General features: G+C 59.8%; 17 protein-coding genes and 1 tRNA gene. 6 read left to right on the forward strand and 12 right to left on the reverse strand.

The genetic code is table 11. The features are described 5' to 3' along the window. Positions 1-58 precede the first annotated feature (58 nt). From Q4481_RS07440 to Q4481_RS07450, 3 genes are all read left to right on the forward strand, one after another. Complete coding sequence (locus tag Q4481_RS07440) at positions 59-382, forward strand: integration host factor subunit alpha (RefSeq protein ID WP_304375699.1); 324 nt, start codon at positions 59-61, stop codon at positions 380-382. 169 nt (positions 383-551) lie between these two features. Then, positions 552-1,100: a MerR family transcriptional regulator gene (locus Q4481_RS07445; protein WP_304375700.1), complete on the forward strand. Its 549-nt coding sequence runs from the start codon at positions 552-554 to the stop codon at positions 1,098-1,100. 110 nt (positions 1,101-1,210) lie between these two features. After that, positions 1,211-1,287, forward strand: a tRNA-Pro gene (locus tag Q4481_RS07450). Positions 1,288-1,369: 82 nt separating this feature from the next. On the opposite strand, the gene Q4481_RS07455 is transcribed toward Q4481_RS07450, so the two are convergent. The 5 genes from Q4481_RS07455 to Q4481_RS07475 all read right to left on the reverse strand — a co-directional run bounded on the left by Q4481_RS07455 (position 1,370) and on the right by Q4481_RS07475 (position 7,168). Continuing rightward, on the reverse strand, positions 1,370-2,521 hold the full coding sequence (locus tag Q4481_RS07455) for a glycosyltransferase family 4 protein (protein ID WP_304375701.1): 1,152 nt from the start codon (positions 2,519-2,521) through the stop codon (positions 1,370-1,372). Then, positions 2,518-3,768, reverse strand: a complete 1,251-nt coding sequence (locus tag Q4481_RS07460) for an O-antigen ligase family protein (RefSeq protein ID WP_304375702.1) — start codon at positions 3,766-3,768, stop codon at positions 2,518-2,520. The genes Q4481_RS07455 and Q4481_RS07460 overlap by 4 nt, the downstream gene beginning before the upstream one ends. Next, entirely contained in the window at positions 3,765-5,333 is a 1,569-nt protein-coding gene (locus Q4481_RS07465) for an undecaprenyl-phosphate glucose phosphotransferase (RefSeq protein ID WP_304375703.1), read from the reverse strand. The genes Q4481_RS07460 and Q4481_RS07465 overlap by 4 nt, the downstream gene beginning before the upstream one ends. A gap of 152 nt (positions 5,334-5,485) precedes the next feature. After that, positions 5,486-6,628, reverse strand: a complete 1,143-nt coding sequence (locus Q4481_RS07470; RefSeq protein WP_304375704.1) for a glycosyltransferase family 4 protein — start codon at positions 6,626-6,628, stop codon at positions 5,486-5,488. 3 nt (positions 6,629-6,631) lie between these two features. Continuing rightward, positions 6,632-7,168 (reverse strand): polysaccharide biosynthesis/export family protein, encoded by a 537-nt coding sequence (locus Q4481_RS07475; protein WP_377353594.1) that lies wholly within the window; start codon positions 7,166-7,168, stop codon positions 6,632-6,634. 303 nt (positions 7,169-7,471) lie between these two features. Here Q4481_RS07475 and Q4481_RS07480 point away from each other — a divergent pair, with 303 nt between their 5' ends. Continuing rightward, positions 7,472-9,682 carry a GumC family protein gene (locus Q4481_RS07480; RefSeq protein ID WP_438269959.1) on the forward strand — a complete coding sequence of 737 codons (2,211 nt, stop codon included), beginning with the start codon at positions 7,472-7,474 and terminating at the stop codon, positions 9,680-9,682. 7 nt (positions 9,683-9,689) lie between these two features. Here the strand turns inward: Q4481_RS07480 and Q4481_RS07485 are convergent, their stop codons facing one another. Both Q4481_RS07485 and Q4481_RS07490 read right to left on the reverse strand, forming a co-directional pair. Beyond that, a complete protein-coding gene (locus Q4481_RS07485; protein ID WP_304375707.1) occupies positions 9,690-10,862 on the reverse strand; it encodes a GNAT family N-acetyltransferase in 1,173 nt (390 codons plus the stop codon). A 241-nt stretch (positions 10,863-11,103) separates the two neighbouring features. Then, on the reverse strand, positions 11,104-11,313 hold the full coding sequence (locus tag Q4481_RS07490) for a DUF2842 domain-containing protein (protein ID WP_304375708.1): 210 nt from the start codon (positions 11,311-11,313) through the stop codon (positions 11,104-11,106). A 77-nt stretch (positions 11,314-11,390) separates the two neighbouring features. On the opposite strand from Q4481_RS07490, the gene Q4481_RS07495 reads away from it, so the two are divergent. Further along, positions 11,391-12,494 carry a COX15/CtaA family protein gene (locus Q4481_RS07495; protein ID WP_304375709.1) on the forward strand — a complete coding sequence of 368 codons (1,104 nt, stop codon included), beginning with the start codon at positions 11,391-11,393 and terminating at the stop codon, positions 12,492-12,494. Between the two features lie 17 nt (positions 12,495-12,511). Here the strand turns inward: Q4481_RS07495 and Q4481_RS07500 are convergent, their stop codons facing one another. The 5 genes from Q4481_RS07500 to argC all read right to left on the reverse strand — a co-directional run bounded on the left by Q4481_RS07500 (position 12,512) and on the right by argC (position 16,693). Further along, a complete protein-coding gene (locus Q4481_RS07500; RefSeq protein WP_304375710.1) occupies positions 12,512-12,955 on the reverse strand; it encodes a hypothetical protein in 444 nt (147 codons plus the stop codon). A gap of 155 nt (positions 12,956-13,110) precedes the next feature. Next, positions 13,111-13,854 carry an acyl-homoserine-lactone synthase gene (locus Q4481_RS07505; protein WP_304375711.1) on the reverse strand — a complete coding sequence of 248 codons (744 nt, stop codon included), beginning with the start codon at positions 13,852-13,854 and terminating at the stop codon, positions 13,111-13,113. Between the two features lie 80 nt (positions 13,855-13,934). Continuing rightward, positions 13,935-14,669, reverse strand: a complete 735-nt coding sequence (locus Q4481_RS07510; RefSeq protein WP_304375712.1) for a LuxR family transcriptional regulator — start codon at positions 14,667-14,669, stop codon at positions 13,935-13,937. 103 nt (positions 14,670-14,772) lie between these two features. Then, positions 14,773-15,597 carry a DODA-type extradiol aromatic ring-opening family dioxygenase gene (locus Q4481_RS07515; protein ID WP_304375713.1) on the reverse strand — a complete coding sequence of 275 codons (825 nt, stop codon included), beginning with the start codon at positions 15,595-15,597 and terminating at the stop codon, positions 14,773-14,775. A 163-nt stretch (positions 15,598-15,760) separates the two neighbouring features. Then, complete coding sequence (gene argC, locus Q4481_RS07520; RefSeq protein WP_304375714.1) at positions 15,761-16,693, reverse strand: N-acetyl-gamma-glutamyl-phosphate reductase; 933 nt, start codon at positions 16,691-16,693, stop codon at positions 15,761-15,763. A gap of 205 nt (positions 16,694-16,898) precedes the next feature. Here argC and Q4481_RS07525 point away from each other — a divergent pair, with 205 nt between their 5' ends. Beyond that, entirely contained in the window at positions 16,899-17,804 is a 906-nt protein-coding gene (locus tag Q4481_RS07525; protein ID WP_304375715.1) for a CE1 family esterase, read from the forward strand. Positions 17,805-17,842 lie beyond the last annotated feature (38 nt).

Here is a 17,842-nt window from a genome sequence, read left to right on the forward strand (position 1 = left end):
TGACAACCCAAATAGTCTTTGCGAGCAATCTGTTGGCAAAACAAAACAGGCGGGGATCATGAGCGGCAAAACAGTGACGCGTGCAGATCTGGCGGAAGCAGTGTTCCGTAAGGTCGGTCTTTCGAGGACGGAATCTGCGCAGCTGGTCGAAACCGTGATCGACGAAATCTGTAACGCGATCGTGCGTGGCGAAAGCGTCAAGCTTTCGTCCTTCGCCACGTTTCAGGTGCGTTCGAAGAATGAACGTATCGGCCGCAACCCCAAGACCGGCGAGGAAGTTCCGATTTCGCCGCGTCGGGTCATGACGTTCAAGGCATCCAACGTGCTCAAGAGCCGCATTCTCAAGAGCCACGTCGCGCGCAAGCTGAAAGCCAAGGCCTGAGGGTAACCTCTCTCTTCCAATTTTCCCATAGAGACGCTTGTCCACGTTAAAAACGTGAACTATCGTTTTGATTCGAATGGCCTTTGATAGATAGAGCCGCAATCCGGCGCCCGACAGGGCGTGCCGGACGCTCGCCTTGTTCGGTCCCGTGAGGGTGGAGTTTCTTGCAATGGAAAAAAGTCCGGACGCATTTCGCACCATCAGTGAGGTGGCCGACGATCTCGACCTGCCGCAACATGTGCTGCGCTTCTGGGAGACGCGATTTCCGCAGATCAAGCCGATGAAGCGTGGCGGTGGCCGGCGCTACTATCGTCCGGACGATGTCGAACTGCTGAAGGGCATCCGTCATCTGCTCTACGATCATGGCTATACGATCAAGGGCGTGCAGAAGCTCCTGAAGACCAACGGCAACAAGTTCGTCCAGGCTGCCGCCAGCGGCGATCTCGCGACCATGGAAGCGCTGGCCGCGCAGGCCGAGGAGGAACCGGTCGCACCGGTCACCTCCAAAGTCGCTCCGCCATCGATCGACGAGGACGAACTGGTCGGTCGCCCGAAGGCGCCATCGACCCGTCGCTTTTTCGGACTCATCGGTCCGGGGGAGGAGGCGCGCGAACCCACGATGTCCGGTGGTGGTATCGGCAAGGAGGATCGCGCCCTGCTGCAGGAGGCACTGTTCGATCTTCTGGAATGCAAGCGCCTGCTCGATCAGGTGCGGTGAGGGGAGACGCACCGCGCGGAAGACGTTTGCGGGAACCGCCACTTTTCGCAAAAAAGCGCTTGCGCTGAATAGGCGAAACGACTAATCGGAGCAGGCCTTCGGGCATGGGTCGGAGTGTAGCGCAGCCTGGTAGCGCACTTGACTGGGGGTCAAGGGGTCGTGGGTTCGAATCCCGCCACTCCGACCATTTTCTTCCCCCGCTTTTATCGAGATATGTGAGAATTTGGTATTCGGACGCGTCCGCGTCCATTGTGCGTCGCTTGCGGGATTTAGCGCAAAACCATGCGATAGACGGCTTCGGTTGCTTCGACCATCCGGTCAAGCGAATAGCGATCACGGCGCGCAGAGGCCACGGTCCTGAAGGCTGCGAAAGCGCTCTTGTCGAGCATCCGATCCATGGCGGCGGCGAGCGCTGCCGGATCGTCCGCATTCTCAACGAGGATCCCGTTGCGTCCATCGTCGAGCACGGTGGACGCGCCACCGACAGTCGTGAGAATCATCGGCAGACCGGCTGCGGCAGCCTCCAGCATCACATAGGACATCGCCTCGTAGCGTGACGGCATGACGAGGCAATCGAAGGCCTGCATCGCTTCGGCGCCGGGAATTTCGGGCGCGAAATGGACGCGGTTCTGCAAGCCTTTCGCCGAGACAAGGGTGCGCATCTCTGCTTCCAACTCACCGCTGCCAATGATGGCAAGCGCCGCATCGGTCGACGTGATCCGCGCAAAGGCCTCGATCAGCCGCTCGGGCGCCTTCTGGGCTGAAAGCCGGCCGACAAAGCCGAACAGGAACCGGTCCGGGTCGACACCCAATTTCTGACGAATGCCATCGCGGTTGCCGGATGGCGGTGTCACGACGCCATTGACCACGGTGTGGAGCAGGCGCTCTGGAATATGAAGCGACCGCTCAGCATGGATCTTCTCGTCGTCGGAGACGCAGATTACGGCATCGCTGAAAAAACGCCCGAGAACTGCTTCGATGCCACCATAGATCAGCCGGCCGATGCGGCCGAGGGTCGGATCCATGGTGCGGAAGGCATGCGGCGTATAGATCCGGGCGGGCTTCTGTCCCGGCAGACCGATACGGGCCAGTGCGCCAGCTTTGGAACTATGGCCATGGACGATATCAAACGGGCCTTCATCGGCGATGATCCTGTGGATTTCTCGATAGGCGGCGATGTCGGAGGAGGAGGGCGCGCGCGACATCGAGACGGCATGGATGCCCGCCAGCGGCAGCGCCTTGAGTTCCTGTACGAAGCGGGCTTCGGCGCGCACCGGCGAATAGATCGCTACCACCTTGTGGCCGCGCGCGGCAAGCGCGCCGCAGAGATCGACAAAATGGCGACCGGAGCCGCCGCCGCTCGGTTCGAGAATTTCCAGAATCGTCAGGCGGCGATCGGCGGTCGTGGCGGGGAGGGTCATGGCAAGGGGCGCGCGGATTTGATCCGGCCTTTCAGGTAGCGATGTTCGAGGGCCGCACAGCCCCAGACAATGCCGAACAGCATGAAATGATGCCGCCAATGGTCGGTATCGATGACATTGCCGATCAGTTCATGGCCGCAGAGCGTGATCCAGCCGATGAGCAGATAGGGCTGCCAGGGCCGGTCGCGCAGCAGATAGCGCAGGCCGAACCAGATCGAGGTCCAGACCAGGCCGATATAGGTGACGAAACCGAGCCAGCCATAGGTGGTGAGTGATTTCAGCCAGATATTATGTTCGTCTTCCGGATAGATGGTCGAGAAGACCATCGGCCCGATGCCGAGCGGCTGGCTCATGGCGCTGAGATAGCCGAGCTTGTGGCGCTCGAAGCGGCCGAGGCGGGCGCCGTCATATTCCTGCACAAGCTTGGTTCGGCTGGTCAGAAGCTCCGAGACCTGATCGAACTGCAGCGCCACGATGATGGTGACCACGCCGAACAGGATGCCGGCAAGCGTGATGACCAGGATCTTCAGCCGGAAGGCGCCCGACCGTTCCTTGATGAACATGATGAGGACCATCATCATGGCCGAGAAAAGATAGAGCGCCCAGGCGGCGCGCGAAAAGGATAGCAGTACGCCGATGGTGATGACGCCAAGCGCTCCTGCCCTTATAGGCAGGTGCCGCAACTGGCCGGTCAGGATGCCATGGATGAGATAGAGTGCCGGCGCGATCAGAAAGGGGCCGAAGACGTTCGGATCCTGGAACACGCCCATGGCGCGGTCATAGCGTGTGAAGATTTCGGCACCCGGAAAGGCCTTGAAATAGCCGAGGATGCCGAGCATGGCCGTAATAACGGCGGAAGCCGCCCAGGCATTGAACATCAGCGGCAAGCGATGCCAGTCATCCTCGATGATGGCGGCGAAGAAGACGGCCGCCAGCGCCAGAAAGAGCGTGATGGCGAGATACATCGGCGCATCGCCGATCTTTTCCATCTGGGTGATGGAGAGAAAGCCGCCGACCATATAGACGAGCATGAAGGCGAGCAGAATGCCGGTGGTGCGCGACAGCTTGAGGCCGAAGAGAAACCAGAGCGCGATCAGGAGCGCCATGAAGAGATCGAACGGCGCCGGTTCGGCAATCACGAAACCCGAGAGAAACACCCCGAAAGCCACAAGCCCGGCGCTGGTCTTGCGAACGATCACGCGTCCAGGCTTGAAAGGCTGAGCCGGTAGGGTCTCAATCGCGGTCAATAGGCGTTTTCCGTATTCAGAAGGCGTATCGGCGTGAGGAACAGGATCTTGAGGTCAAACCATAGTGACCAGTTCTCGATGTAATAGAGGTCGTAGGCCGTGCGGAACTTGATCTTGTCGTCGCTGTCGATCTCGCCACGCCAGCCATTGATCTGCGCCCAGCCGGTGACACCCGGCTTGACGCGATGGCGGGCGAAATAGCCTTCGACCACATCGGCATAGATGCGGTTGTGGCTCTGGGCGAGAACCGCATGCGGACGCGGGCCGACGAGCGAGAGATCGCCGCGCAGCACGTTGAAGAGCTGCGGCAATTCGTCGATCGAGCTCTTGCGCAGGAAGCGACCGACGGGGGTTACGCGCGGATCGCCCTTGGTCACCGCCTTGGCGGCCGTCAGGTCCTGCTTGTCGGTATACATCGAACGGAACTTGAAGACGTTGATGATCTCGTTGTTGAAGCCATGCCGCTTCTGCACGAAGAAGACCGGACCCTTGGAGGTCAGTTTCACGGCGAGCGCCGCCCCGAGCATGATCGGCCACAGCGTCAAGAGCGCCATTGTCGCGAAGAACAGGTCGAAGGCGCGCTTGGCAACCGAATCCCAGTCCGTGATCGGTTTGTCGAACACGTCGAGCATCGCCATGCGGCCGACATGCGAATAGGCGCGCGGCCGGAACTTGAGCTTGCTGGCATGGGCCGCAATCCGGATATCAACCGGCAGCACCCAGAGCTTGCGCAAGAGATCGAGAATGCGCTTTTCGGCCGTCATCGGCAGCGAGATGATCAGCATGTCGACGCGGGCAGCGCGGACGAATTCGACCAGCTCGCTGACTGTGCCGAGTTTCGGATAACCGGCAATGAGGTCCGGCGAGCGGCGGTCGAGACGATCGTCGAACACGCCCAGAATGCGGATATCGTTGTCCGGCTGGCTTTCGAGCGAACGGATCAGGTCCTGTGCCGGCTTGCCGCCACATACGATGACGGCGCGGCGCTCAAGCACGCCATTGCGCAGCCAGTGCCGCAGGCCCCAGGCGAGCAGATACCGTTCGGCGATGAAATAGATGCAGCCGATGGCGAGCCAGGCCGCAAACCAGACGCGCGAATAGGTCTGGGAGGTCTTGAAGAAGAACAGCGCGAGCGCCATGACGGCAAAGGCACCCAGCCAGGCGCCGAGGATGCGCAGAAGCGCCCGGCGAGGGGTGCGCAGCATCGGGATCTGGTAGCAATCCGAGACCTGCAGGAACAGGACCGCGAGCGCGGAACCGCTGCTCAAAATGATCATGTAGAATGCGGCGAGCCCAATATCCTGCACATAATAGACATTAATCAGCTGGCCGATGGCAAAGAGTGCCAGGAAATCGATCAGCCGGATCATGCCCGTCATGATCGAGGGCGAGAACTTTTCCTCACGGAACTGCGCAGCAACGCGCTTGGCAAACGGATTGAGCTCGACGCTTTCACTCGGGCGACGACCCTCGGAGCTTTCGTCTTCCGAAATCGTGCGGATTTCGGATACCTGGCGCCTGAGACGCTCGATATCGAATTCTTCGTTTCTATCTGCCTGTTCCATGCCATTCTTCCGGTCAGCGGTTTCGGGTCAAGACGCAATCAGGTTTCGGGCGTGGCGCGAGACCTGATTGGGTTTTGACCCTGGGTCCACCGATACTCCAAATGGATAAAGAAACGCTTACGGCGACGGGGCAAAGCGTCCGGACGAGCAGATCAACCCTTGGCGAGGGTTTCCTGATAGAGAGCCGTGATCCTGCGTGCCATGGTTACGGCACTGAAGCGGTCATGAAAATGTCCGGGCTCGGGCAGGTTGGCCGCCGCCCAGCCGGGCTCGGTCATGCTGTCTGCCATGGCCTTCGACATCCGGTCGCTGTCGCCGGCAGGCACCAGCGCCTGGCTGTCGCTGCCGAGAACTTCGGAAATGCCACCCACATCGGAGGCGATGACCGTCTTGCGGGCCGCGAGCGCCTCCAGAACGATATAGGGCATGGATTCCGCACGCGATGGCACGACCACGGCCCGGGTCAGCTGAAAGGCGTCGCGGATGTTCATGGCGGGAAACATGCTGATACGCCGGCCGAGCCCCAGGCGCGTCATCATGTCGAGATATTTCTGCTCTTGCGGACCATCGCCGATCATCATGCCGCGAAGGGGGCGGCCGAGCCGCCGTTCGGTCTTGGCAAAAGCTTCGATGAAGACGTCCGGCCCCTTGAGGTCGCGCAACATGCCGACATAGAGAAAATCGACCGCTTCGGGGTCGGTTTGCAGCGGTTCGAAATCCGCCTCGCCGACACCGTTGTAGATCACTTCGTTCCTGACCCGGATACGCCCGACCTTGGCGGCGAACGTGTTGCGCTCGAAGGCGCAGACGAAGACCAACGCATCACTCAGCGCCATCTGCATCCATTCGAGCCAGAAAACGGCCTTCCCGGACAGCGCGTTCGGCGAGAAGTGCAGACTGCCGCCATGCGGCGAATAAAGGCGGGATACGCGATACCTGTTCACCCGCAAGGCTGTGCCGGCGAGCCTGGCCATCGCGCCACCCTTGGCGCCATGACCGTGCAACACATCCGGCCGCAAACTTCTGATTTCTTTGTAACCCCGCCAGAAAACCGGCGCGTCGCGCAATGAGATCGAGCGATCGATCGGCATGCGCGTGAGGCCGAGTTTGAGATGGGGCATGATGGACTGGAACAGCTTGTCCTCATGGGCACCGCCCGTGGAACTGTCGCAAAGGATGCCGACGGAATGACCGGCGCGGCTTTGCTCGACTGCAAGGTCGCGGACATGGCGGAAGATCCCGCCGACCGGCGACCGGAAGCAATGGAGAATGCGCAAGGGTCGATCATCGGCCATCGCTTAAAACAGCCGTTCGCGAATGTAGATCGTGTCTCCTGCAAGCACGGGATCGGAAATGACCACGCGGCCGGTCATCACCTCGCCATTGATCTTGCGGGTAATGTCGGCATTGGCCTGGTTGGCGCGCGGGCTGTAACCGCCGGCGACGGCGATGGCATTCTGAACGGTCATGCCCGGAACATAGGCATACTGGCCCGGCTGACCCACTTCGCCCATGACGAAGATCGAGCGGTAACGATCGATCTCGATCGTCACGTCCGGATCACGCAGATAGCCCTGGCGCAACTTGGCCGCGACCTGACCTTCCAGTTCCTGAACGGTACGGCCGCGCGCCGCAACGGCTCCGATCAGGGGGACAGCGATATAGCCGGCCTGGTCGACCGAATAGGTGTTGGTCAGATCCTTCTGGTCGAACACCGTCAGGCGCAGCCGGTCACCGCTATCGACGCGATAGGGCTGGATCGTGGCCTCGCTGAATGCCTTCGGGGCAGGGCGGTAGGATGTGCAGGAGGCGAGGGCGGAAGTAGCCGCGACCATGAGCGCAATCGAAACGAAACGCCGCTTTCTGACGGTGGCCATCGATTTTGATCTCCGCGGGTTGGGTGACGCGCCATGGATGTGGCCAGCCACCGAAATTCCTTAATGAAAAGTCGCGCCAGTCTCGCGAACAGGCCGACCGCATGCTGCTGTTATCGAACGATTAAGGTTAACAGCTGGTAAAGTGCCGGAGATGTTTGACGGATTTTGAAGCCAATTTTGACGGTTGGCATGAATAGGCTGGGAATTAACTCTTCTCTTACCTTGTTTGTTTAGTTTTTCGTCGTTCATCTTTGTGGAGTAATGGGTATGGCAGGCGGACATTTGGACGAGCGGGACGCAGATATCGATCTGGCGGGCCTGATTTCCGCGCTTTGGCGCCGCAAGCGCCTCATCCTATTGTCCACAGTGGTTCTCGGTGGTCTGGCCTTTGCCGGTGCGAGTGTCGTTTCGCCCAAATATCAGAGTGAATCCCGCATTCTGATCGAAACGAGGACGCCGGATTTTGCCCGCAACCAGAATGCGACACCGCAGGCCGAGCCGCTGCTCGATGAGGCTGGCGTTGCTTCCCAGGTGGCGCTCCTGCAATCGGCCGACCTCATCAAGCAGGTGGCCCGCGACCTCAAGCTCGATGAGTTGCGTGAATTTGACCCCTATGGCGATCCTTCGATCGTCACACGCCTGATGGTGATGGTGGGGTTGATGAAGAACCCGCTTGATGTGCCGCCCGAGGAACGGGTGCTCAACGAATTCGTCCGCAAGCTGCAGGTCTATCAGGTCGAGAAGTCGCGCGTCATCGCCATCCAGTTCTCGTCGAAGGATGCGCGGCTGGCTGCCGAAATCCCCAATGCGATGGCGAAGGTCTATCTTTCGCTGCAGGCTGGCGCCAAACTCGACACGACGTCGGAAGCTGCCAAATGGCTTGAACCCGAGATTGCCAATCTGCGCGAGAAGGTGAGGGAGGCGGAAGCCAAGGTTGCGAGCTATCGCGCCTCTTCGAACATCTTCCGCACCGGCGAACAGAATACTTTCTCCGAAACCCAGCTGAATGACATTTCGCAAGAGCTGGCGCGGGTTCGCGGCGAGCGCGCCAATGCGGAAGCGCGGGCCGAGAGCGTTCGTTCGGCCCTGAAATCGGGCCGCGATGTCGAGACGATCGCCGAAGTGGTCGGTTCGCCGATGATCCAGCGGCTGAAGGAAACCCAGTCCGGCATCGAGGGGCAGATCGCCGATCTGTCGACCTCGCTTCTCGACGGGCATCCGAAACTGAAGGCGCTGCGTTCGCAGCGGCAGGGTATTGCCGAACAGATCCGCCGCGAGACGCAGAAAATTCTTGCGAGCCTCGAAAGCGAGGCCAATGTCGCCAAGCTGCGCGAGCAGCAGTTGCTGCAGCAACTCAATTCCGTGAAGGCCGACAATGCCAATGGTGAAGAAAAGGAAGTGGGGCTAAAGGCGCTCGAGCGCGAAGCCACAGCCCAGCGCCAGCTTCTCGAAACCTATCTGGCGCGCTATCGCGAGGCCGTGTCCAAGCAGGACATGAATGCCACGCCCGCCGATGCACGCGTCGTCTCGCAGGCAACCGTTGCGTCCGAACCCTATTTTCCGAAGGTCCTGCCGATTACCATTGTCGCGGCACTTGCCGGTTTTCTCATGAGTTCGGTGTTCGTCATGCTGGCCGAACTTTTCTCTGGCCGCGCCCTGCGCCCGGTCGATTACGGGCAGGATGAAGATGCTGAAGGCGAAGAGGTTCCGGTGAGCGAGCCGGCTGTTCGCACCGTTGCCGTGCCTGCTGTCGTCAACGCACCCGCAGCTGAGGAAGCAAAGGCTGAAAAGCCGGTTGCCAGCCTCCTTTCGATGGCCTTCGAGGATAACGATCAGGCTATGGCGACGGATGCCGAGCCAGCATCCGAACTTTCGGGAGAGGAATTCTCCGTTGAGGCTGTGGCCAGGCATCTGATCGACAACAATGTCGGCGTCGCGCTTGCCATTTCACCGACTGGTGACGAGGGTTCGAATGCGACCGTTGCGCTTGCCCGCGCCATTGCGGAACATGGCCTTCGCACGCTCTTGATCGACATGACCGGTTCGGCACTTCCCACGGGAATGATGGCCGAAAGTGCCCGACTGCCCGGCATCACCGATCTCCTGAGCGGCGATGCTTCGATTGCGGAAACGCTGCATGGGGATCGTTATTCCGATGCCCATATCCTGCCGCAGGGCAATGCCGATGCCAAACGCGCGATGCGCGGCGCCGATCGCCTGTCGATGATCGTTGATGCGCTCGCCGAGGCCTATGATCATGTGATCGTGGAATGCGGTCCGGCCAATGTCGATGGGGTGCGTCGCCTCGCGCGCAATGGTCGTGCTGAAATCGTGCTTTCGGCCGGGACTGCCTCCGACGCGCAGATCGAAGCGGTGGCCAACGCCTTCATCGAGGCGGGATATGAGGATGTCGTCCTGCTTCTCGGGTCGGATCGTCCTGACCAGCCGCGCAATGGCCGCCACGCCGCCTGATATCCGATCAGTCGGCGTCTTCCGTCTCTTCGGTGCGGCCATGGCTGTTGCGGGAGCGGATCTTCTGCAGGAAGCCGTAAAGCGCCGGATTCTGCTTGATCGTCGATTTGAGCCGCGTGGCCGCTTCCTCCTTGAGCACGGCGAGCCGGCCGAGTGACGTCAGGGGCAGGGCGACGTTGATCTGGATCGTCTCGATGTTGCACCAGGAGCGCTTGAACGGCATGTCGCCGATGCCGAAATCGAACAGCTTGATGTTGCGGCTGTTGTAATCCTCGATCATCAGATGGAACAGCAACTCGCCGGGGCTCGCCGAGAGCAGCGCATCCTCGCCGATCGAGCAGAATTGCACGATGACGTGATCGCCCTTGCGTGACAGGCCGGCAATCGCCGGGATCGATCCCTTGTGATCGCCGCCGGTCATTTCGAGATAGTGCAGCTTGAGCGCAAAACGCCCCTCGCTTTGCGGCAGTTGCGCCAGCGAATGAAAGAACTTCCGCGTTTTCGGGCAGGAGAACACGTTGGGCAGGCCGGATTGTTCGAGGCGCAGACCCTTCTGCTTGTAGAACAGGTCCAGCATCTGGCGCTTTTCGTCGGCCGTCTCGGCAATTGAATGGCGGTAACCGCCCAAGGCTTCCAGACGGCGGTGGCCGACGCTGTATTTCTTGCGCCGCCGCTTGGCATTCAGTTGCGCGAGCGTTTCGACAAAGGTCGGCTTGATCTCGAGCGCGAAGGCGTGATTCTGGTTTTCGACCGAGGGCAGGCGGCTGAAGGGCAGCGTGAGGCCGCGCCAGACAGCCGGCATGTTGCCGAGCACGATGCAATCGGCGCCTGACACCTTCGACCGTATTTGAGATGCAATTGCCGCCATCATCCGGTCATCGGCTTCATGGATGAAATCGTCCGAAACGAGGGCAGTATTGATATTGGAGTGATCGCCGCCGATGAACTGGGCCTTGGTGAACAGTTTGCCGCGGACGATTTCCAGAGGAAGAATGAAGAGCGTCCGGTCCTTGCTGCGGCCTTCCACGATCATGATCGGGCGCTTGTAGGCCTCGATCCACGCGCGGCACCAGTCAAATCCCTGATGAAGCGAGTTGATATCGAGGGTTTCAAGCTGCCGCCAGCGTGCTTCGATCGGTTCCATATGACGATGGATCACGATTTCTGGAATGTCCGGCATGAGAGTATGGTCCAGAGAATCCCGGGTGCTCGACCCGGCTTGGGTGTTCCTGTCGAAATCCGTCATCTGAAAATTCATTTGCCCAGTTTGCACGGCGCAAAATCTCCGACGAGCACGATTGCTCGCTAGACTACTAGGCTCAGGAGACCGGATAAAGAATTAATTCCGCCGGTTGTTCCCGTCTATTTGGTCCGGGCTGGTTAACGACCCGTATAAGTGCCTGACGGAAATTATCTATTGTCTATTTTGCTGCCGGTTTCAGCATCCAGCGGATAATCAGCATGGCCGGCAGGATCCAGAAAAGACCGGTAAACAGGAAATAGGCGAAATGCACATACCAGGGCGAGGTGGCCAGGAGCGCGGCAGCAACCGTCGTGGCAATCAGGGCATAGGCGATGACCAGAATGATGATAAGGACGGTGCCGATGAGTTTGCGAACTGTGGTGGGCATATTGTCTCACCATCCCTGTTTTCCGCTTGCCTTGCCGGCAACGCTGTTGCAGATCTTGCCATCGAAAGGAAGCCCCGATGACTGACACGGCAATACAAGCGGACGCGCGCATTTTCAAGGAAATAGAACGGATTGACCGCAACAGGCGGTCTGTCCGCATCTGGCTCGGTGTCGTGCTGGTCGCGATCTTTGCGCTCGTGCTTGTCGGGGGTGCCACGCGCCTGACCGATTCCGGCCTGTCGATCACGGAATGGAAGCCGATCCACGGCGTCATCCCGCCGCTGTCGGCGGAGGAGTGGGACGAGGAGTTCAGCCTCTACCAGAAGATTCCGGAATTCTCGCAGATCAACAAGGACATGACCGTCGAGGAGTTCAAGTCGATCTTCTGGTGGGAATGGGCGCACCGGCTTCTGGCGCGCTCGATCGGGGTGATTTTCGGCCTTCCGCTTGCCTTCTTCTGGCTGACGGGACGGCTCGAGCGCCGTCTGCGGCTACCGCTGGCCGGCATCTTTCTGCTCGGTGGCCTGCAGGGCGCCATCGGCTGGTGGATGGTGGCATCCGGACTCACTCAGCGGGTGGATGTCAGCCAATATCGGCTAGCGGTCCATCTGACGGTCGCCTGTCTTATCTTCGCTTCCGTCGCCTGGGTATGGCGCGGCCTGTGCCGCCATAGCGGTCAGCTCTATCCGCATAGCGGCGCCTCTCATTTTGCGGCATTCACAGCGGTCCTCGTTCTCCTTCAGATCTATCTCGGCGCGCTGGTCGCCGGGCTCGATGCCGGGCTGACCTACAACACCTGGCCCCTCATGGATGGCGCGCTCATTCCCGATGGTCTTGATGCCATGAGCCCGCTCTGGATCAATGCCTTCGAAAACGTCAAGACCGTGCAGTTCCTGCACCGGATGAACGCCTATCTGCTGATCCTGGTTGTCGTGGTGCAGTTCGTCTACCTGAACCTCCGGCTGCCGAATTCGCCCCATGCCAACCGTGGCCTCGTTCTCCTCGGGCTTGTGCTGATCCAGGCGATGCTGGGCATCGTCACGCTGATCTGGGCCGTGCCGATCGACTGGGCGCTTGCCCATCAGGGCATGGCGATGATCGTGCTCGTCTTTTCGATTGCCCACTGGCGCGGATTCTACGGTGAATATGTCCGCGACACTGACATTGCCGTGGTCCGCTGAGCGGACCACGTGATCTGCTACTGACGTTGGAACGAATAGATCCGGTTGTCGAGGCCGATCATGATCGTGTTGGGGTCGCGTAGATGGAGCAGGATCTCCGAGCAACCCTGGCTGAGTGTTGGAACCGGTTCCTTGGTAAAGCCCAGGTCAATGGCAAGGCGTTTCGCCTTCGCTTCGTCGGGTGCCGCTGCCGGGTTGCCCGGTTCGACGGCAAGACCGCCCTCGAACAGGCCTGCATAGGGTAGGCCGTCGACCGAGAGCGCCGTCTTGCCGCAGTTCAGCATGTCCGGTCCATCGATGCTGTCGGCACCGATCACGATAGGATGGTTCTTAAACAGCGCATCGTCGGATGCCATCGGCGGCAGTTTCGGATCCGCCCAGGGCGCCGGCTGGCTTGAGGAGAATTGCCAACGCCCTTCGAAATCGTTGCTGCCGGCGAGGGCTGCGGATGAGCCTGTCATCAGCAGGCAGAACGTCATTATCAGGGAGCGGACCATGGGGAACCTGTCTGGAGGGGCGGGCGAACGTGTTACCCGACAGAACGTGCGGGCCCCCGACAATATTCACGACCGGGTTCGGAAGGCAACGGCGAGCGTGGCCGCCGCTGCCATCATCCTCAGTTCGAACCGCTGCCGGAGGATTCGCGCATCGCACCAAAATCCACCTCCGGGAAATACGGTTCGGTGGCCGCCTTTGCCGGTGCGACAGCCGGCAGATGACGCAGCAGGCTGCGGCCATCGACCGGATTGATCAGACCCTCATCGATTTCGAGCGTCGAGTGACGGATACCGAACATGCTCTGATGTCGCTGGAGCGCGGAAAGGGTGGCGCCGATATAGACCGGCACGACCGGTACACCGTTCATCTCCTTGGGAGCGGCCAGCGTCTCCACCTTGTAACCGGTTTCCAGCATCCAGTTCACCAGCTTCGGATGGGTCTCGACAATCAGACCACGGATCCTGGCAACCAGGCAGAATTCCAGAACGGCCGTGATCAGAAGATGGGAGGCCTGAACCTCGTCGATCAGCCCGGCATCCTGATCGGAAATGCAGCGCGTCCATTCATAGATGTCGGCAGCCCGTGGCCAATCGGCGCCATCCATGAGTTCAGGATAGACTTCCGACAGAAGATGCGGTTCGGACGTGCGCAGGAGCCGCGTATATCCCACGACCCTGTTTGCCTTGCTGACAACCAGGTGGATGGCATCGTCTGTATCGAACCGATCGCGTTCGCGCCCGTCGTCGCTGGCCAGTTCCTTCCAGCCGAGACGATCGACGAACTGGCGATGACGAAACTGCCAGACATCCTCCATCAGAGCTTCATGCTCGTCACAGTTCTGCGCGGTGATAATCTGTACCATTTGGAAACCCCCTAAAAATCTAGGGGTATTTCACAATATTTCATGGTGAGATCTATGGGCAAAAATACCCAATTGACAGTCTAGCGAATAATGCCGGCACGTAATGCTTCTGCAACCAATTGAGTGCGGTTGGTTGTGTTCATCTTCTTCTGTGCGTTTTCAAGAATATGTGTAACAGTTCTTTCTGAAATGCCCAGTATTGCCGAAATTTCCCAGGCAGTCTTTCCTTCCGAGCACCAGGAGATACATTCCCTCTCACGCGGGGTGAGATAGGTCGAACGTTCGATGAGATTGGATGTGCCCCCGCCTTTCAATTCCTTGATTTTATTATGGGCGTAGATTGAAACCATATGGAGCGCACCGCGCGCATCCTGGCACATATCCACCTTGTCGGTGGCATAGGTCACGATCGCCCGAAAACCCATGATCGAGTGGATCGGCACCGAAAAACCGTTGATGAAGCCGAAATCGGTGGCCTCGCGCATGAAGCTGAGCGCCGGGCGGCTGATATTCATCTCGCCCATCGCATCCGACCAGACAAAGGCATTGTCGGACAGGAGCGTGCGCTGGATCACGGGATCGATCTTGACATATTGGTTGTCGAGATAGCGTTGCGCCCATTCCTGCGGCCAGCCATTCATCAGAACGTAGGGATCCATCCGCTCGTGCGCTTCGGGGATCCCGGAAATCGCGAAGGAACGGAACCCGAAGAAATCCGCGACCTTCTGCAATTCGACATAGGCCTCTTCCTCGCGCGACATCTTGTCCAGCGAGGCGATGAAGTCGAACATCACATTGGCAATGGCGGAACGCATCGGCGTCTCTGTGGTGCAGGCTTGATCGCTAAAGCTGACTATGTATCACGCTTTAGTGAACGGGGAAACCCGAGCACTGCCAATCGTTGAGCCGCCGATCCTGTCAGCCGAAGCGATAGCCGGAATAGGGCTTGCCGAGGATGCGGTCGTTGAAGATCCGGACGCCCTTGTCCATTCCCGCCGCGCCGGCGACCACGAACAGGGGCACCAGATGGTCGACATCGGGGACGTGGCAGGCGCGCGCATCGGGATTGTCCAACCAATGGGCAAACGCATGTTCCCGCTCTGCGGCGTCGAGAGTGACGGTCTCTGTCAGCCAGTCATCGAAGCGGATGGAAGCCTCGACATGGGTCGGCTCGTCGCTGCGGAACAGCCGCATATTGTGGTAGCTCATACCCGAGCCGATGATGAGGATATCCTGATCTCTCAGCCCTTCGAGCGCCTGGCCGAGGCGAACATGCGCCGCCGGATCAAGATCCTGTCTGAGCGACAGCATGACGACCGGGATCTCGGCCTCCGGGAAGGCCACCATAAGGGGAATGAAGACGCCGTGATCGAAGCCGCGCTCGGCATCTTCTGCCGCCTCAAGTCCAGCCGTCTCGATCATGGAGCGGATCTGATGGGCGAGCTCGGGCGCGCCCGGCGCCGGATAGACGAGCTCATAGGTTTCGGGTGGAAATCCGTAATAATCATAGAGCATGCCGGGGCGAGCGGCAGTGCTGACGGTGAAAGAGGGTTCCTGTTCCCAATGGCCAGAGACGACCACCATGGCTTTCGGCTTGCGTGGCAGGGTTGCCGCAAACCCTCTGAGAAACCTATCGAGCCCCTTCCAGGGATCGATACCGAACCGGGTGCCGCTGTCCATGAAAGGCCAGGGGCCGCCACCGTGCGGAATGAAATAGACGGGCAGGCGCTCTCTGTTTTCCATGGGTTCCTCCACCTCATATCAGCCATCATGGTTTTAGCAACATCGGGCCCATGACGCGAGATGGCAGCAGGTGAACGCTGCGTCGACAGACCGGCCCCGCCAATTGCAGAACCGCGAAAAGAAAAGCCGCCCGAAGGCGGCCTGTCTAAGCGATCCGGCTCGATCAGCCCTTGAGCATCAGGTCCATGTTCTGGACAGCCGCGCCCGAAGCGCCCTTGCCGAGATTGTCGAGAAGCGCCACGAGGTTGACATGGGCTCCATCCGCATGGCCGAACACGAAGAGCTTCATCGTATCCTGTCCGGCGAGCTCTGCCGCATTGATGCGGGGCAGGGCGGCACTGTCCGAAAGCTTAACCACCTCGACGATCGACTGGCCGGCATAATGGTCTGCGAGCGCGGCGTGGATCGTCTCCATCGTCGGGTTGCCGGGCAGATCTTCGCGATAGAGCGGTACCTGCACGATCATGCCCTGCGGGAACTTGCCGACCGAAGGCGAGAAGAGCGGCGACCGGGAGAGCAATCCATGCATCTTCATTTCCGGCACATGCTTGTGCTTGAGGCTGAGCCCATAGAGGAAGTACGGATCATGGATCGGATCGGGATGGGTCGCATCCTCGAACTGCGCGATCATCTGTTTGCCGCCGCCGGTATAGCCGGACACGGCATTGACGGTCACCGGATGATCTTCCGCAAGAAGGCCAGCCAGGCGAAGCGGGCGCAGAAGGCCGATCGCGCCGGTCGGGTAACAGCCGGGATTGGCAACATAGCGGGCAGAGGCAATCTTGCCGGCCTGCGCCTTGTCCATTTCGGCAAAGCCATACGCCCAGTCCGGATGAACCCGGTGGGCGGTGGATGTGTCGATGATGCGGACCGACGGATTGTTAGCCGTCATCGCAACGGCTTCCTTGGAAGCGTCGTCGGGTAGGCAAAGGATCGCAATGTCAGCCGAGTTCAGCAGTTCTTCGCGCAGCTTGGCATTGCGGCGTTCGGCTTCCGGAATGGAGAGGAATTCGACATCGTTGCGGTTGGCCATGCGAGCCCGGATCTGGAGCCCGGTTGTGCCGTGTTCGCCGTCGATGAAGATCCTCGGTTTCATGTTCTTCCTGCCAATTCAGAGTGATGCGCTTCTTTTCGGATTCATTTTTTCAGCCGGTTGAATCGATGTCTCAAGTTCGGTCGCCGGCATCTGCGTCCATATGCTGCTTGCCCGGGCGCGCGGTCGGTATATAACGCAAATCATGTCAACGCAATGTGACGTGGTTACGACCAGTGCTGCTGGCGACCACCCTTTCGAGGAATGCATGCGCCGCTTTCCCTTTTTCCTTTCGCTAGTCCTTTCCTGCCTGTTCAGCCTCACCGGACCGCTCTCGGCGAAATCGCCGAAGGACCCGACAAGGCTAACGATCGAAACCCGGGATGGGCCACGTTACGCCTATCTGAGGCTCAATGGCAGGGCAGGGCCGCAGCCGACCGTAATCGTTCTGCATGGCCGGATTGCCGCGGCGAAGCGGGTGATTGCCAAGTACGACTTTGACGAAGTGGGGCGCGCGCGCGGCTTCACGACCGTATTTCCGGATGGCTACAAGGCGCGCTGGCAGGATGGGCGGGTGAAGAAGGGGAAGCTCAGCCATATCGATGACGTCGCCTTTCTCAAGGACTTGGTGGATCGTCTGGTAAAGGATGGCGTGGCCGACCGTCGCCGCATTTATCTCGCCGGCATTTCGAACGGCGGAATGATGGCCTATCGCATCACCTGCGAGGCGCCCGGACTGTTCGCCGGCTACGCAACAACGCTTGCCAGCATGCCTGAGGCATTTGCCGACTGTCCGATCAAGCCGGTTCCGCTGCTGGCGATCAACGCCAGCAAGGATCAGGTTGTGCCCTTTCAGGGGGGCGTGGTGGCGCATCTGCCCAATCAGGGCCAGGTGCTGGGGGCGAGAGCCACGCTCGAACGGTTTGCCAAGGCCAATGGCTGCCGCAGCGTCGAAACGACGAGCCTGCCCGACCACTCCAAGACCGATGGGGTCTCGGTCCTGCGGCATGTCTGGACGGGATGCCGCGCAGGCAAACCATTGATTGCCTATGATGTGCTGGGTGGCGGTCATGCTGTTTCGAGCGGCGATACCTTGCCGGTTCATGTGTTTGGCAAGGCGAGTCCCGATATCAATACGGCCACCATTTTCATGGATTTTTTCCGCGGTCTCTGAACGCCGACATTCGTGCGTGCTGTATGCGAGACCGAACA

Origin of the sequence: Fluviirhizobium alvei (assembly GCF_030551875.1) — a bacterium.
Lineage (GTDB): Bacteria > Pseudomonadota > Alphaproteobacteria > Rhizobiales > Rhizobiaceae > Rhizobium_E > Rhizobium_E alvei.

Excerpts from the sequence above, each read along its gene's own strand:
- Q4481_RS07470 (WP_304375704.1), bottom strand. The coding sequence starts at position 6,628 with ATGGCCGATGATCGACCCTTGCGCATTCTCCATTGCTTCCGGTCGCCG.
- Q4481_RS07475 (WP_377353594.1), bottom strand. The coding sequence starts at position 7,168 with ATGGTCGCGGCTACTTCCGCCCTCGCCTCCTGCACATCCTACCGCCCT.
- Q4481_RS07505 (WP_304375711.1), bottom strand. The coding sequence starts at position 13,854 with ATGGTACAGATTATCACCGCGCAGAACTGTGACGAGCATGAAGCTCTG.
- Q4481_RS07485 (WP_304375707.1), bottom strand. The coding sequence starts at position 10,862 with ATGCCGGACATTCCAGAAATCGTGATCCATCGTCATATGGAACCGATC.
- Q4481_RS07440 (WP_304375699.1), top strand. The coding sequence starts at position 59 with ATGAGCGGCAAAACAGTGACGCGTGCAGATCTGGCGGAAGCAGTGTTC.
- Q4481_RS07500 (WP_304375710.1), bottom strand. The coding sequence starts at position 12,955 with ATGACAGGCTCATCCGCAGCCCTCGCCGGCAGCAACGATTTCGAAGGG.
- Q4481_RS07515 (WP_304375713.1), bottom strand. The coding sequence starts at position 15,597 with ATGGAAAACAGAGAGCGCCTGCCCGTCTATTTCATTCCGCACGGTGGC.
- Q4481_RS07490 (WP_304375708.1), bottom strand. The coding sequence starts at position 11,313 with ATGCCCACCACAGTTCGCAAACTCATCGGCACCGTCCTTATCATCATT.
- Q4481_RS07510 (WP_304375712.1), bottom strand. The coding sequence starts at position 14,669 with ATGCGTTCCGCCATTGCCAATGTGATGTTCGACTTCATCGCCTCGCTG.
- Q4481_RS07525 (WP_304375715.1), top strand. The coding sequence starts at position 16,899 with ATGCGCCGCTTTCCCTTTTTCCTTTCGCTAGTCCTTTCCTGCCTGTTC.
- argC (WP_304375714.1), bottom strand. The coding sequence starts at position 16,693 with ATGAAACCGAGGATCTTCATCGACGGCGAACACGGCACAACCGGGCTC.
- Q4481_RS07480 (WP_438269959.1), top strand. The coding sequence starts at position 7,472 with ATGGGTATGGCAGGCGGACATTTGGACGAGCGGGACGCAGATATCGAT.
- Q4481_RS07445 (WP_304375700.1), top strand. The coding sequence starts at position 552 with ATGGAAAAAAGTCCGGACGCATTTCGCACCATCAGTGAGGTGGCCGAC.
- Q4481_RS07465 (WP_304375703.1), bottom strand. The coding sequence starts at position 5,333 with ATGGAACAGGCAGATAGAAACGAAGAATTCGATATCGAGCGTCTCAGG.
- Q4481_RS07495 (WP_304375709.1), top strand. The coding sequence starts at position 11,391 with ATGACTGACACGGCAATACAAGCGGACGCGCGCATTTTCAAGGAAATA.
- Q4481_RS07455 (WP_304375701.1), bottom strand. The coding sequence starts at position 2,521 with ATGACCCTCCCCGCCACGACCGCCGATCGCCGCCTGACGATTCTGGAA.